Genomic DNA, 17,046 nt, shown 5'->3' on the forward strand with positions numbered 1-17,046 from the left:
AACCCGCCAAACAAGTCGACGAACCCGCCAAACAAGTCGACGAACCCGCCAAACAAGTCGACGAACCCGCCAAACAAGTCGACGAACCCGCCAAACAAGTCGACGAACCCGCCAAACAAGTCGACGAACCCGCCAAACAAGTCGACGACACCACCGATCACGAACCTGCCTATAAGACTCGCAGGCCGTCACGGCCACGGAAGAACTCGCCGCTGCGCATTAAGGATGCCGAGAAGACTCCGCAGGACGAGCACACTCCGGCCGTCACCCCGGCCGAAACCTCACTGTTCGAGGGTCACGAAGACTATGTGCTCGGCGGCCTGTTCGATGAACCGAAGCAATCGCCGAAGTCGACCGACCCCAACGACGGTGACACCTATTACGGATTCGACCTGGCCAGTACGTTCGAGGTCGATTACCCGCACGACCTGACCCCCACGATGCAGAGCTTCGGCAACCGGCGCACCGGCCAGGGGAATCTGGTCTACTACGAGCCGATTCCCGAAGAGACGGTGACGTGGCTGCGCGAGCATGTCATCCGAGAGGTGACGGGAGGCCGCGAGGACAAGAAATTCCGGGCAGCGGTCGAGAGGGAGTTGACTTCCGAGCTGCTGGGCAATAAGAAGGGCCGCCTGCTCAGCGTGTCGGGAATGCCCTTGAACGTGGTGTACAAGGGTAAGAAATATCCGATCTTCCTGCGGCTTTCGCTGCGCGCCCTCGGACCGTCGCCGAAGCGGACGTCACCGGGCGCCGAACCGCCGGTGACTCGTATCCAGCGTTTCAGTACCGAATCCACGAGGAACGGCAACAGATTCAGCAACACCACGGTACGGTCCGGATCGTTCGCTCAGTCCAACAAATTGCCGTACAGCAAGGGCGTGCTGCACGCGACATATGCCAACTGGCAGCTCGATGCCAGGCTCAACGAGCTGAACTCCGGTTCCCATGCTTCCAGCATCGTCAAGACGACCTCCAAAATGCGCAGCCAGGGCGACCACGAGTCCTATGATCTCGAGCCGACATGGGAGTTGCGCCTCGGTGAGGGCCTTTCCGATCTCTTTTCGCCGCAACGGCTGACGGGATGGAAGGCCATCGAGGAGAAGGCGCCGAACATCCTCCGGGCACATTTCCCGACGTTCATGACCACCGGCAAGATACCCACCGCCGATCCGGACGATCTCGCGACGGTCCCGGTGCCGATGAGCCTGCTGCGGGACACCCTGTACGGCACGCACGACGTTCCCGACACCGACCAGATCCATGCGGACGTGGTCGCCTCGTTCGGCCCGTATTTCTCCAGACTCGCCGAACCTTCCGTCGAAGATTTGTGGACGTTCTTCGACCCCGATAATTTCCACGATCTCATCCAGCAGATGTGGGACGACACCGTGGTCTCACCGACCCTGTATACGGAAAACGGCTATGAGATCGGTTATCTGCGGTTCACTCTGAAAATGAGCGACGGCACCCGGATTACCGGGCCGATCGCGAAGAAAATGCGATTCGAGCTCTACACGATCCGGGAGGTGACCGTACAGGGAATCTCGACGGTCACCAATTCCACCGGCGTGCTGCTCGCGCCGATGTCGTACTGGGGGGCGTCCGACAGTACTGCGACCGGTGTCTTCTCACCCCTGGACGTTCGAGTCACCTTCCCGCGACTGGGAATCACCAACCAGTTCCGTCACTCGCAGAATCACAGCAGCCGCGGCGTCACCGCACGCACCCTGCGCAACGAGAGCGACCTGCTGCATGTGACGCCCACGGCGACCATCCACGTCGACCTGGTCCGCCCGGACGGGCCCCCGCTCTTACCTGATCCGCGGTCACCACTGCACGGCGGCAAAGGCTATCCGGTCAATATGCTCGTGCCGTCGGTGAAATCCTTCGGCCACCCACCCACCGAGCGCCGGTATCCGACGGGGAAGCTGCTGCACCTGGAACAGTTCGGACTGACCACCACACCGCTGAGCGTCGAGGGCACCGAGCCGCTGTTCGACTGGTTCGAGAAATACCTCGCCGCCCGCGGCATGATGAATTTGGCGAACAGGCAGAAGCTCGACCAGATGAAAGGTCGAGTCAGCCTGAAGGGAACAGTGAACGAGGCGCTCCAAGGCGGCGCCCCCAAGTGGTTCGAACTGTCCGGCAAGACCAACACCCGAAGCATTTCCGCCACACTGGTCACGCAGCGCAAGTACCTCGCGAAAGATCCGTACGACGACGTCTCCCACGACTGGACGCTGCCCGGGTTCCCGACCATGAATTACGCGGGCTCCGGCACCACCAGTGGCGAGGAGTACTCGAACGAGCCGCTCGCTACGAGTCTCAGTATCAATGCCCAGCTCAACAATCCGAACAGCACCACGGGGAGACAAGCGGGCCGAATCGCCATGGCGTACACACGCGCCACCGGCTGGGACTCCGTCCGGAATCACGGCTGGAACTCGGCCGAGAACCGATATGCCCACACACCCAAGAAAGAAGGGACGCAGTTCTTCTCTTGGCCCGTCGTCCACATATTGGTGGTCACCGACAGCCACGAGACCGATCCCGCGCCTGTCTCCAACGACGGCGTCGTCCGGGCCGCCGTGCCCACCCATCTCACCCTTTCCGAAGCCGAGAAGCCCGCCGTCGCGCCGCCCCGATCGACGCACAAGACCCGTGCCCTCGACCCCGCCAAGGATTCACTGATCCCCAAGGGTGACGATCACAAATACCTGACGAACGCCATGACGGAGTTCATGACCGCGAGCGCGGTACTGCGCCCGCTCGCCGCCAAGGCCCTCACCGAACTCGCCGAAGAGATGAGATCCATCCGGGAGGCCGCTCGCGCCGCCGTCGGGCTCATGCCTGGCTCCTTCCCCCGTGATCTGGAGGACCAGCCGGACGAGGAGCGAGTGCTGGAGGACAAGTCGGAACAGGCGATCGCCCTGGTCCCGCTCGACAAATCAGGCAAGGCCGTAGCCAAGGAGGCCAAGGACGACAAGGCCGCCGCCGAGGAGGAGGCCGCAACCACCGCGGAGCTCATCCAGCAGCAGGTCACATCGGAACTCACGGTGCCGCCCCCCGCGCACCTGGCGCCGAAGAAGGACGACGCGCCGATCGAGCAGTCGATCCCCGGAGCATTCCCCTCCGACCAGCCCCTGAACGCACCTTGGAACACCGAAGAGCCCCAGCTGACAGTGGACTGGGCGGCGGTAGGCAAGGCGCTCCTGAAGCCCGCCTGGTACGTAGTGGACAGGACCACCGGACTCGGCCGGTGGATCTCGTGGACGGCGCTGGGTGAGCCCGACGGAAATCCGGAGTCGATGACCGCCGAGGTCTTCGACACCACGCTGATGCCCGGCAGCCTGGCCGCGCCGGAATTGTTCAGCAATTACCTCCCCATCGACGCCCCCGCCGACGACGGCGCGGTGAGCGGTCTCGATTTCACCGGCACGGTCGCCGGCGCCATCAAGAACATCAGGGTGGTCGAGCGGAAGCCCACGAATATGGACTCCGAGAACTGGCGCCTGATCGCCGACCGCTCCGGTCAGGGCGTGACAAATTTCAAGGGCCACCGCGGCGGACCGACCGGATCCCTGTTCCACAAGACATCCGCCGATGACGCCGAGGAAGAGACATACGGCAGCATCGCCCTCGGCGTTCAAGGCACCATGTCCGAACAGGACCACAGCGCCGCCGAGTCCATCAGCAATGCGAACTATTCCTACACCTACGGCGCCGAACCCATGTACGAGTTCACCGCGGATGCCGAGTACATCCTCAGCGTCACCGCCGCGACGCGCAACATGTACCGGAACCCCTTTCCCGGCGGGGCCCGCACCAAGGCCTACTCCGTGGAGATCCCGGACGCGGTGATGTTCTACCTCACCAGGTCGGATCTGGACAGCAACCCCGAATTGGCCAAGCTCGTCCGCGAAAAACTCGAGCCCGATCTGAAAACGGGGTCGAAATCCGAGGATCCCCCGCCCTCCGGATATCGAGACACCGGTCAACTCGGTTCCGGCATCATCACCAAGGTCAACGTCAGGGGCGAGAGAAATGCCCTCGAAAACCTCGTCGTCGAGCACGTGCACTCGAAGGCCGGCGCCGTCACCGACCCCAAGTCGTGGAGCCACATACCCGGCGTCCGGACCCGAATCAACAAGGCGACCAGCGACCTCGGCCTACTGCGCTTGCTCAACGGCGGACCGAACGCCCGCGAGATCATTCGCTTCATCGACGCCCGCTTCATCGTTCCACGCCTGGTCACGATCAAACTCACCGCCCGCATCGATCCGAACGCCGACCTCGATGACCTGGCGAAGCTGAACCCCAGGCTGCTGGAGGACAGCGCCATGCTGGACTATCGGCGCACCTTCAGCGGCGCCGACGGCAATGGCCTGTCCGTCCCCGAGAAAAGCAGGGCGCCCCTGCCCGGCGCGACCAGCGCCGGCAAGCGCATCACCCGTGGTCTCCAGGGGATCATCAGCCCCAGCGGTAAGGTCGCCAGCGGTTTGCAACCCGGAGGCACCATCAGCGCCGGGGAAACCAGCGTCGTCGACGGAACCCACCAGGCGATCCGCGGGAGCGGCGCCTGGACGCGCGCCGCCACGACCACCACCTATACGATCCCCTACGAGGTCGGCGTCACGGTCACCTCGCGACTGCTGACCGAGGCGCTGCTGGCCGACCTGGCCTCCAAGGGCTACGACGGCCTGGCCCTCCTGGGACGCGGCCTGATCTACTACGGGCAGAACCTCGCCGCCATGGTCCTCCCTCCGCTGGAGGAGGACGCCGAGGCCGAGCGGGAGCCCGAGCCCGAGCCGGACGACCGCAAGGTCGTCGTGGCCGACGCTCTCGTCCGTTTCCACACGTCCGAGACACGGGCCGGCGCGAAACGGCGCAACACCACACCCGGAATCTACGAATCCGATCCCACCGAGCCGAGCGAACCGGCCCCCGACGGGTCCGTCGCCATCCAGATGAACCCCCCGGCCGAGCTGAAATCCCTTCTCACCCAGGAGCCTTGGAAGCCGGACAAGCCGTTCGTTCTGCGCCGCTTCGCCGGCGAAACCGAACTGATCCAGGCACTGCGCGTAGTCGACCCCACACTCGATCTCAGCCGGCAACCACACGCCCTCTGGTCGATGCTCACCTACCTGCAATCGAGTCTGCCCAAAGCGCTCCAGTTCCTCACTCCCGAGTCCGACGTGCTCGAACAGTCGAACCTCACCAATTCGGCGCTCAGCGTGCTGCAATCGCTGGCGAACACCGGCAAGCTGGTCCGGTTCGGCTCCCAGACCGTCGCCTCGTTCCTCGACAGCGACGTGCCACCCGGCAGGGCGCTCACCCCGGCGAAGAACACCGTGAAGGACGAGGGCGTCTATCTCAAGGTCTCGATCCACTCGCCGGTGGTCATGCAGCCCAGCGAGCGAATCTCGATGGAGCAGACCACCAGCTCGGAGAACAACTATCTGAGCCAGAACGGCAGGGCCTACTCCTTCCAGAGTTCCGGTGGTCTCGGCGCGCCCGCGGCCAACTCCGACAACCGCAACACCCCGACCAATATCCCCTTGGCCGGCCAGACCGTCGCCCACGACGCGCCCCGTGGCACGGGCCAGCAGACCGCCGACTATATGCGCCGCGGCTCACAGAAGAAGGGGTCCGACGGCCACTACGTCCAGGCCGTGATGGTCATCGAGATCCAGGGCCGCAACGGAACCCTCTGGGTCTCCGCCGACGCCGAACTCGAGACCTTCGCCGAACCTCCGGGCCACTCCGATACCACGAAGGGCACAAAGAAGACCGACGTCACGAAGGGCACGAAGAAGCCTGGTGCCACGAAGCCACCCCCGTCGAAGAATCCTCTCGCGAGCATCATCGAAGAACCAGAGGACGAAGAGCCGAACAAACTCGAAGACGATGCGGGACAAGACAAATCGACCGAGAAGGCCGCGTCGGAGAAGCAGGCGGAATCGTCCGCACCGGCCGGCCTGAAGCACCAGAGCATCGAGACCGAGAAGTCCGAAACCAAGGACGATGCCGACCAATCACACTCCGAGACAAAGAAACCCGAGACGCAGAAGCCCGCAGCCGAGAAACTCGTATTCGATGCGTTGAGCGAAAGCGATCAGGGCAAACCCCTGACCTTCGCGTCGAACGCCATCCGAGGGCAGCGCGACAGATCACCGGTCGTGGGCGGGATCCCCGCACCGCCCGGGTACGTCTGGGAATCCATGCGCGGAAACGGCGACTGCTTCTTCTACGCCATGGAACGCACCGCATACCGGACCGCACCCAGCACGGACGAGGAACTGGCAGAACGGATCGCCAAACTCCGCTGGGCCGTCACCGTCAAAATCGCCGAACACGCCTACGAACGCAACGGCTACTACCATCAATTCAACACTCTCATCGACGCCGCCCGGGCAGCACCCGACGCCGGATACATCACCCCCGAAGAATTGCAGGACCTGCTCGCCGCCAGGAAGAACGGCACCCTCCGGGAACATTTCGCCACGCAAGTCCAGAACCTGGCCAACCAGGGGATCTGGTCGACCGCGGCCAGCCACCTGGTCCCCAGCGCGGCCAGCGCCGTACTACGCGACGGCAACATACTGCTCGGCCTGCGCAGCGAGGCATACCCGACCTCCACGGTCATCCTCGGCCCGGACACCAACGCACCACCCCACGCCACGGTCCTGATCCACCAGAGCCACTACCACCTCGCCATACCGACCGGCGCGCCGATCCCACACACCCCGACCCCGGCCAAACAGCCCTCCGCACAACCGATCAAACACCCACCCGCCAAGACCTGGAACGACTTCACCGACCTACTCGGCACGAAGTTCACCCAGTCCACCACAACCTCGTTCGGGAAGTCCGCCGCCGCCCTGGCCACGGTCGCACTGCTCGGCGACGAATCCGGCGCACGATACATGTGGCTACCCGCGACCGGCGAACTGCACGCCCTCACCGGAAGCGCCCCGGTCACCGCAAGCCTGCAACAACTCCTCGACTCCCCCGAGATCACCCTCATCCGCACCCCCGGCAACGACGAGGCCGACACCGAACCGACAACCAAACTCGTCATCGGCCTGAGCAAACCCTTCGCGGGTCTGCCATCGACTCCCCCGGCGATCCGTCCGCAGTTCGACACCACTCGGGGTCCGAGCACACTGAAATCGCTGTCCACACACCCGTTCTCGGGTTTACGGACCACCGGCTCACGGATATCCTCGTGGCTGCGGACGAACTCGTCCACCGGCTCGCGAGGCCATGTTCCCAACCAGCTCGGCGCGGGCCGGGCCACCGATCCGGCCGCGGCGAAGGAACAAGCCAAGACTCCCACCACCACGCGCCCGGACGGGACCACCTTCCACGGCGACGGCAGTACCCCACACACCCCCGTCCTGGACGACGCCACCGCAGACCACACCCCTACCACGCCCCTCAACAACTGCGTCCCGCTCAGCCTCGCCGAAATCCGCGCTCGCACCGACAGTCCCATCGTCCGCACCATCGACAGACCCACGCCCGGGGGAATCGTCCGCGAGGAGCTCGAGGATGCCGCCGGAGCCGAACTTCGTTCGTTCGGCGACCACGACGACATCGCCGAGGAGCTGCGCCGGCTCGGCCACGGCCATATCGCGCTCGTCGTCGACTCCTACGCCACCGCCGACGACTACGGCATCGGTGCACACGCCTACCTGCTGGTCAACCACCACGGCACCATCACCGTCGTCGACAAGGGTCTCGAACTCGAGCACGAGTTCCCGCCACAACCACCGCGCGAGCTCTCCGGCACATCCGCGATTCTCTATACGCCGCAGGGGCTTCCGGTGGAGTCCACCCCGCACTCCCAGGCCCCGGCGGTCCTCGCCGACGTCCCAATCGGCGTCGACACCCACGACAAGGATCCGGCCGGCGCACGCTCGGCAGCCGGCCCACAACGCGGCCGCAGCATCTCCGGCGACGGATCCCGCTCCCGCGACTCCGGCAGCCGCGCCGAGACGATTGCTGCGGACCTGTCGCGGCCCTCCGGCATCGGGATCGATGGCGACGACCCCTGGGCAGCTTTCCACCCATCGGACCGCCGACCGCAGTTCTTCCCCCCACACCCTCCGCCGGGTCTCGACGGCATCGCCCGGGCGCCGGAATCGCTGGACGCACAGCGCGACCAGCTCCAGGCAGTCGCCGACTGGTGGCGCGACACCGGCAACCAGTGGTGGCAATCCCTGCGCTTCGCCGACCTGCCGGCCGGAGATCAGCTCGCACTGGCCACGGCCTTCCCCGGCCTCCGCAATTCCGACGCCGTTCCCGCCGGGGTCCGCGACACCCTGAACCGGCAGTATCTGCGACTGGAGCTGTCCCGGCTGACGGCGGCCAACGCGCTGCCACGGCGGGCGACAGCCAGACCACTGTCGCCAACCGAGCGTCGACGTCTACGCAACCTGTCCGCGATGCGGAACAACATGTCCAGCGCCGAACTACAGGCACGAACCGCGGCCGGAACGTTCGGCATAGACCCGCCCGTAGTGACACTGTTGAAGCTCGATCCCGACGCATTCAACGGCCGCGGCACCACGGTCATCAGCTTCGGCGATATCGACACCGCCCAGTCGGTGTCCTGGTATGTCCCCGGGATCGGCACCGAGCTGACGACGATGAGCCCGGACGTGGTCAACGGCATGAACCACTATGCGGCGATACAGCTCGAATCACCCGGTCACAGTGCCGCGGTGGTGGTGTGGGTCGACTACGAAACGCCGGCCGGGTTCAACCAGCCGCTGCATATGGCGCGCTCGGCGCGTCCCACACTGGCCGTCGCCGGAGCTCAACGGCTCCGCGGGACGTTGACCGCCTTTCACCGGGCACGGCAGCTCGCCGACAGTGGATCGACTCCGGAAATCCACCTGTTCGCGCACAGCTACGGCTCGGTCACCGCCAGCCACGCCGCCCACGGCGCCCACCTGGCCGAGGCGCTCACGTCTTTGACCCTGCTCGGATCCCCCGGCGCCGGCCCGGCACGGCACGCCAGCGACTACGGTCTCCCACCCGATCGAGTATTCGCGCTGATCGCCGCGGACGACCCCGTGACCTGGATGGCGGCCCAGCATCCGAATTTGCGCGGAGCGATCCTGAGTCCCCTGCAGCGACTCGCCGGTACAGGCCACGGCCTCTCACCGGCCAGCGAACACTTCGGAGCCAGCCGCCTGCGCGCCGAATACCCCGAGCGATACACCGGCCTGACGGCGCACCGTCAGCAATTCGGATTCACCAAAGACGCACACGGCCATCCGACCCCCTCGGAATCACTCGGCAACATCGCGAGAATCGCCACCGGAAAGTACAACGACCTCACCCGGGAAGCGCACCGGCCAGGGCCGTCGAGACCCTCGTCGTTGCGCCGCTGGGTCCTCTCGTCGGTCAAGGATCCCGCCGCCCGACGCGCCCGCACAGCCGCCGGGCAATCACGCCCCGACGGCTCCAGTCCCCATCCGAGCCGGACCCGGGACCAGCGCCCACCAACCCAGGGCGCCACCACACTCCCGGCGCGCCCCGACCACATCTCCGACGGCAGCACACCAGCACGAGACACGCTCACGGGCCAATACTGCGCACCGCTCACACTCGAATACACCGCCGCCGGGAAACCGAACACCCCGATCGACCTCGGGAAGCTCGGCGCCGTCGCGCTGGGCGGTGTCACCGTCCCGCGATTCCAGGAGGCTGCCGGGGCCGAGCTGCAAGAGTTCGACACCGCGACGATCACGGACAACCACGCCACAATCGGCGCGATCCTGCGTGATGACCCCATGCTCGGGCACGGAGCCAGGGCAGTCGTGGTCGACGCCTACCACAGCAAGAACGAATTCGGTGTGGGTGCACATGCCTACAACCTCGAAAACGACGAGGGAGTCATCGTCGTCGTCGATCGCACCACCGACCAGCGATACCCCCTCTCCGAGCATCCCACCCCCCGCGACCTGCGTGTGGTCACCGCGGCGTTCTATCGCCCCGACGGCTCGGCCTACCGGGCCCCGGACATCACCGTCACCGGCGCCACCGCCCTGGGCAACACCCGCATCGGCATGGACCATGGCCGGGGCGACGGCAGCACACCGCACAGGCGCACCGCGAATTCCGAGCGTGATACCGCATCGGAATTCACACCCGAGGACGGCGAGACCTTCTTCGGAGACGACCTGCTGGACAAACTCGACTTCCAACTCGAGAGCCGGCCCCCGCGACGCCGGGTCACCTTCGAGGAGCCGGGATTCGAACCGCCGACACTGCGCGAAAGGGATCGCCACGAAAATCTGTCCTCGCGGCGGCGCCACGAACTGTTGCCCGAACCCGGCGTAGCCTTCGAATTCCCCAGCCCGCGAGGTAACAACACCCTGGTCGTGTTCGATCACCACGGCGAGTTGACCCGGCTCCCACCCACCGGCGAGGAACAAGCGGACATCGTCGAACGCCATGGGCATCGGTACTACGAGTTCCGCTCGGATGGGGAGCGCCGATACATCCCCATCATGGACGACGACTCGGGGATGCGCTTCCGGCCGTCCCGGAGAAATCGCGACAAGGGAACACTGACCTGGGACGTGGGCGAGGGTGAAATCCGATTCGCCGCCATAGACGATCGCGATCGGCCGACCACGGTGCGATTGAAGCTCGGGGCGTCCGTGGTGCTGACCCCCCGGCGTGGACAGGAGAAGTCGTGGTGGCTGAAACTCCCCGGTAAGTCCGAGGAATTCAGGATCAAGGCCCGCACCCAGCTCTTGGACGACCTGCCGACACTTGCCGACCGGAGCGCGGATCCGCTGTTCGGACCGGCCGGCGTCAGACCGGAGGACACCGCTCAGGGCTATATCGGCGACTGCACGCTGATATCGCATCTCAAGGCGATGGCCGTGAGCGATCCCGCGGCGATCCCCGAGCTCGTCCACGACCACGGCGACGGTACGGTCAGCGTCCGATTCATCGTCGACCGCAAGCCGGAGTGGGTCCGGGTAACCAAGCGGATTTATCTCAGCCCTGGCACCGACACGGGGCATTTCGTTCAACACAAGCCAGGTGAACCGTTGTGGGCCAGCATGATCGAGAAGGCCTACGCCGTCCGTTTCAACAAGGGCAACGGCTTCCACGATTTCGGCGCCGATCACGACCTCGTCGTCCTGGCCAAGCGACTGAGCAGAGGTTACTTCCGGTCCGGGAACAGCAACCGGCGCCAACCCGTCGGTTTCACCGACGACGGGAATTACCTGAACCCACTGCGATTCGACGTCGACACACTGCACGACATCGTGCTCGCCAACATATCCGACGACCACAGCGGTCCGGTCGACTTCGAGTTCTCCCGCCAATTGGCCGACACCTACCACCTGTTGCGACACGATCACCGCGTCCAGCGAGACCAGCTGGAGCGGGAACTGGACAGGATCGGTCCGCGCGACAAGGAGGCCAGGGCCGCCGCACGCGAGCACCACAAGAACAACCTGAGTGCCAGGACTCCCGCCGGATTCCGCGCCTACCTCGACCGAGCCCTGGCCGACCACCTGGCCGAGCGCCATCCGGGAGAGCCGAATCGGTGGGATGCCGAAAAAGACGCTCTGACAGCGTACTTCGACAGCATAACCACCGGGCATCCGAGAGATCGGGAGTTGCCGCTCAGCACCGCTCCCGGCGCCAGGGCGGTCGCTCTGCAGATCGATTACGCCCTCCAGCGCGGTACCGCGGTGACGCTGGGCATCTCCAAGTACAAGGGCCTGCCCGAGGATTTCGAGGGTGACGCCGTACCCGGCCTGACCGCCCAGCACAGCTACACCGTCATCGGCGTCGAGCGCGACGCGTCCGGCACACCGCTGCGGGTCCTCGTGGACAACCCGCTCGACGACAACAACGACTACCTCGCCCCGGTTGCCGGTCTCGAGTATCGACTCGACCCGGAACCGGAAACACCGATCCCCGCGGGCGGAACCCGGCACCGCGAGGCTCCGGACGGCAAGCAGTACGGCACGCTCGAGGACGGCACCCGGTATCGCCGGGATCCACATCCGGATCCGGACGATCCCGAGAAGGTGGTGTACTCCGAGTACCGCTTGACCGGCGACGGAATCCGGATGTTCAAGAGCCTCGACGGCACTGTGTACCGGGAGGAACCGGACGGCACCGTGCGCTGGCGCACACCCGACGGGACCGAATACTGGACCGATCCGAAGCGCGTCAAGCGGGTGATGCGCCCCGGCGACACCGACTGGTCGGACGATCCGAACCGCAAGGACCCGTCGAGCCCGGCGACGCCGCGCCGAGGCGGCATCGTCGCGGTTCACCTCGCGCAGCTGGGCAAGTTCTCGTACCTCGGCATGAGCGGCCCCGGCGCCTACGGCCTGTATCGGAACGAGCCGTCGGGGAAGTCACGGGATACCCGGATGCCCCGCGCCCCGAACAGCGGCAACGCGCCGGCTCCCGGGGTATCGGCGCGGCCCACCGAGCCGACACGCTGGGAGCCGGTGCGCGACACGGCAGATCCGTTGTTCGCCGCCCTCGCCCGGATAGCGAATCTGCCCGATGCCGCGGCCGTGCGCGCCAGGATCCACGAGAGCCTGAACGAGTTCGAACGCTCGACCCCGCAGACGACTGCCACCACCACCTGGCTGGCCCGATCCCGCGCGCTGCTGGCGGCCGACCCCGCCGAACAGCTGACAGCGACCGATCCGCTGGTAGTGGATCCCCCGCTGGTGCTCGCCGCATACAGCCTCGGGATGAACGTCGTCAGCGTGCATCCGGATGGACGGCGATTCGAGACGGGCATTTTCGAGGGGCAGCCGGATGTGTTCCTGCGCCGCGGGTCCGACGGCCGGTACGAGATCGGGGTCACCCCCGCGGGCAACCTGTTCGCCTCGCCACGGGATACGGCACAGTCCGCCGGCGGTGCTCGTCCCGGCCGAGCGATACCGGAGGAGCAGATCCCGGCGCCGCTGACCCGGGTGCTGGCTTCGTCACAGACGCCCCTGCTCGACGGCGCCGCGCTGGACAAGAAATACGCCGGCGAAATCCGGCCGATCACGGCCAGGACGAGTCTCGACCCGATCCCGGACGCCAGAAAGCTCGACGAGCTCGACGAGATCGCCTTCCACACCCCGGTCGAGCACATGACCCCCGAGGAGCTCGAGCAGCACCGGGTGTTCGTCGGGCCGGGAGGACTCCTGTACCGCGTCGCGGACGGCATGCCGCTGGACACCGTCGCCGAAAGCCCCAGTGGCCGGTCGATATTCGTGATGGATGAATTCGGCAACCTCTACGCCGGGACTCTGAAACCCGGTGTGCGGCACCATTCGTCGTTCCTGGGTGGGCGAACCGTCACCGCGGCCGGCGAGATCGCCGTACGGGGCGGCCGGCTGATCGCGATGGGCGACCGCAGCGGGCACTATCTGCCCCGGGCGGAGATCAACGACTACGCCCTGGATGTCCTGCGGCATCAGGGCCTGCACATCGGTTACGACTTCCAGCGCCTGGACCACGAGAACCAGCCGCGCGAGCGGTTCGGCGAATTGGACCGGCAGCGGGAGGAGATCGCACGTCAGCAGATTCTGCTCGACGCGGCGGATACCGCGATCTCCCGCAAGGAGGCCGCGCTCGGCGCACCGGACGCCGTGCACGATCCCACGATCCGTACCGTCGTGCAGGCCTCGCGCGGCGCCGTGAGCCGGCAGCGCGCCGCGATGGCCCAATGGCGGACCGGACTCGACGCGGACAGGGTCCAGAACGACCTGCTGAACCAGATTTTCGCGCATCCCTCCCCCACGGGGCCGGAGGATCGGATCCGGCCGCCGCAGGCGCCACCGGAGCTGGACGCCGCCCAGAGGTCCTCGCGCGATCTGGCGACCTGGTGGAGCGAACACGGCCGCGACTGGTGGGACGGCCTGCACTTCGACCATCTCGCACCGGCATACCAGTCCGGCCTGCTCACCGGCTTCCCCGGACTGCGCAACGGCGAGGGTATTCCCGCCGCGGTGCGCAACACCCTGAACCGCAAGCACCTTCAGCTCGAGATCAACCGCCTCACCACGCTCGGCGACAGCTCTGATCTCTCGCCGAACGCACAACGCCAGCTGCACAACCTGACCTCCGCCCTCACCGACGTGTACGCCGCGCAGCTCGAGGCCACGGTGATCGCCAACCGGACCGGCGGCACCGCGACCCCGGTGCACCTGCTGTCCTTCGATCAGGATCCGCAGGGCAGGCAACCCGCCGCGACCATCGCCTACGGCGACGTCGACACGGCCACCTCGGTGCATTGGCACGTACCCGCGGACGCATCGATCAGCGCGATGGAGCACGCGGTCTCCGAGGCAGCGCGACAGCACGCGGAAAACGCCGCCGCGCAATCGAACACCGCCACCGTGCTGACGGTCGATCCCGCCGCCGGGCAGAGCGCGCAGACCTGGTCCTGGTCACTCGCGACGCTGTTCACCGGTCGGGGCCCGAACCGGTTGGCCACGGCGATCACCGCGTTCACCGAGGCGCGGCGCTCGGGCCCGAATGCCGCCAGGCCGCTCGAAGTCGCGCTGCACGCACCCGAGACTCTCGCGAAAGCGACAGCACCACACGTCGATTCGGATATCGTCACGGTCGACGGCAGCGGCCCGAACCGGATCACCGACTCCGCCGAGACGACGCCGCACGACGGCTCGGACCCCGCACCTATCGCCGGTGTCTCCCGGCCACCGGCAGGCCTGCTGCCCCTGCGCGGCACCGTCACCCTCGCGGTCACCCGACCGGACGGAACAATCGCTCAGGTACCGAGCGCCGAGACATCCGAAAACCGGTCGACCACAACAACATCCAACACCCGCCCGGCCGACGGGAACATTGCCGAGACATCGGAGTTCGAGCCGGCGGACGGCGAGACCTACTTCGGTGCGGACCTGCTGGACAAGCTCGGCGTCCCCGAGGCGAGCGCCCACGACGCGACACCCGTCGAGCAGCAGCACGACGACCACCCCGAGCCTGTACTGCCGGACTCCCGGTTCGACGCCCTGGACAAGCTCACCCCCGAACAGCGCGAGGAACTGCTGCCGGTCCTTCCGGTGCCCTCCTCGCTCGCGCACCCGCGGGCTCCCGTCGACGACGACGTGTTCGACTTCACCGACACCGACGACGACGTCATCACCCTGGTGGATCACGGCGGCCGGGTGCACCGGCTGCCCACCGACGACGCGGTCCAGGCGCGAAAGATCCAGCAGCAGGACGGATCCTGGGCCTATCGGATCGCGCGCCCGAACGGCAGGCACCGCCTGATCCCCGCCGCCCTGGTCGAGGACTTCGAGTTCGAGCCGAACCGGCCGGGCAGCGATTCGGGCCTGCTCAGCTGGGACATCGATATGTCCGAGAGTGGCGGAGAGGTTCGATTCCTCGGCGTCGACGCGCAGGGGCGGCCGAGTGTGCTCCGGGTGCCGTACGACGAGCCCATCGTGGTGCGGCCGGGGACGGATTCGCAGCGGTGGATCAAGCTCCCCGACGAATCGCGATCGGTCTCCGTCACCGCGCCCCGCGGCGTACTGCCGAAGCTGCCGGACCTGGTCGATCGACGCGATGATCCGGTCTTCGCGCCGAGCGGACCGAGGTCACAGGACGCCCGCCAGGGCGCGGCGGGTGACTGCGGGCTGCTCGCGGTGCTCAAACACCGAGCCGAACACAATCCGCGGTCGATCACCGAGATGATGCACGACCACGGTAACGGCGTCGTCAGCGTCCGGTTCCTGGTGGACGGCGCGTTCGAATGGATTCCGGTCACCAAGGAGATCTACGAGACCGACGGCAAGGGGCATTTCGTCGGCCACGAGCCCGGAGAACCGTTGTGGGCGGGCCTGATCGAGAAGGCGTACGCACGGCGGTTCGGGAACGGCGACGGCTACCACGCCCTCGACACGATCGCCGGACACCCCGCCGAGGTGGATTCCCACCTGGGCACGGGCTCGTACCAGGCGCCCGGCAGCGACCGGCGGCAGCCGGTCCGCAGCGTCGATGACACGTCCTACCTGCACCCGCTCGGATTCGACGCCGATACGCTGCACGATCTGGTGCAGCAACGGATGCGCGCCGGTGCGCCGGCCGGGACGCCACGAAAACTGTTGCCCGAGGCCGATGTCGAGTTCTCGCGCGAGCTCGCCGAGAGTTACGACGACTGGCGGCGCGAGCGCTCCGAACTGCGCAGCGCCACGTGGCGCGCGCTCGAGGCCGCACACGGGAACGACAGGAGCGCCAGGGACGCCGCGTGGCAGGAGTTCACGCGCACCGGCGATCCCGGCACGCCCGAAGGGTTCCGCAAGGACCTCGACCGACGGTTCCCGGGCCGGTGGGAGGCCGAGAAGGACGCCCTGGCGGGGTATTTCAGCGCGCTGCGCGGAAACGAGCCCGCGAAACGACTGCTGGCCGACGACTTCGCGACCGCCAAGCAGGCCATCGGGCGGCGGATCGACTGGGCCCTGCGGCGCGGCACCACGGTGACGCTCACCACGCACACCTTCGGCCCGGGCACCGAGAACAGAACCGCGGTACCGGGTCTGGCCGGCAACCACGTCTACGCCGTCCACGCCACCGAGCACGACGAGTCCGGCGAACCCGTGCGGGTGCTGCTCGAGAATCCGTGGGATCACCAGCCGTGGAACGCCGAACGCGTCTATCGGACTCCGGCGCCCGGCATCACCTACCGCCTCGACCCGCGCGGTATGCAATACACCCCCGACGCCAACGGCAATCGCTATCGTCGCGTGCCGCACACCGGGGCGGATGGCACACCGGACGGAACCTACACCGAATACGGCCTGCGACCGGACGGCACGCAATACCGCAGGGACCCGGACGGAACCCTGTACAGCATCGCCCGCAACGGAATGCGGTACAGCCAAGGCCGGGACGGCGTACAGCACGTCACGTTCCCCGACGGCAGCAGGACGTGGCGCACGCCCGACACCACCGAGTTCCATACGGACAAGAACGGTGGCAAATGGGTGAGACGACCGGGCGCACCCCGGCCCTCCCCCGACC

General features: G+C 66.6%; 1 protein-coding gene. It reads left to right on the forward strand.

The window, feature by feature from the left end; translation table 11 throughout:
* On the forward strand, window positions 1–17,046 hold a 17,046-nt coding region (locus JZ791_RS39350; protein ID WP_216902286.1), incomplete at both ends, for an alpha/beta hydrolase.

This window comes from Nocardia alni (assembly GCF_019038435.1).
GTDB classification, from domain to species: domain Bacteria; phylum Actinomycetota; class Actinomycetes; order Mycobacteriales; family Mycobacteriaceae; genus Nocardia; species Nocardia alni.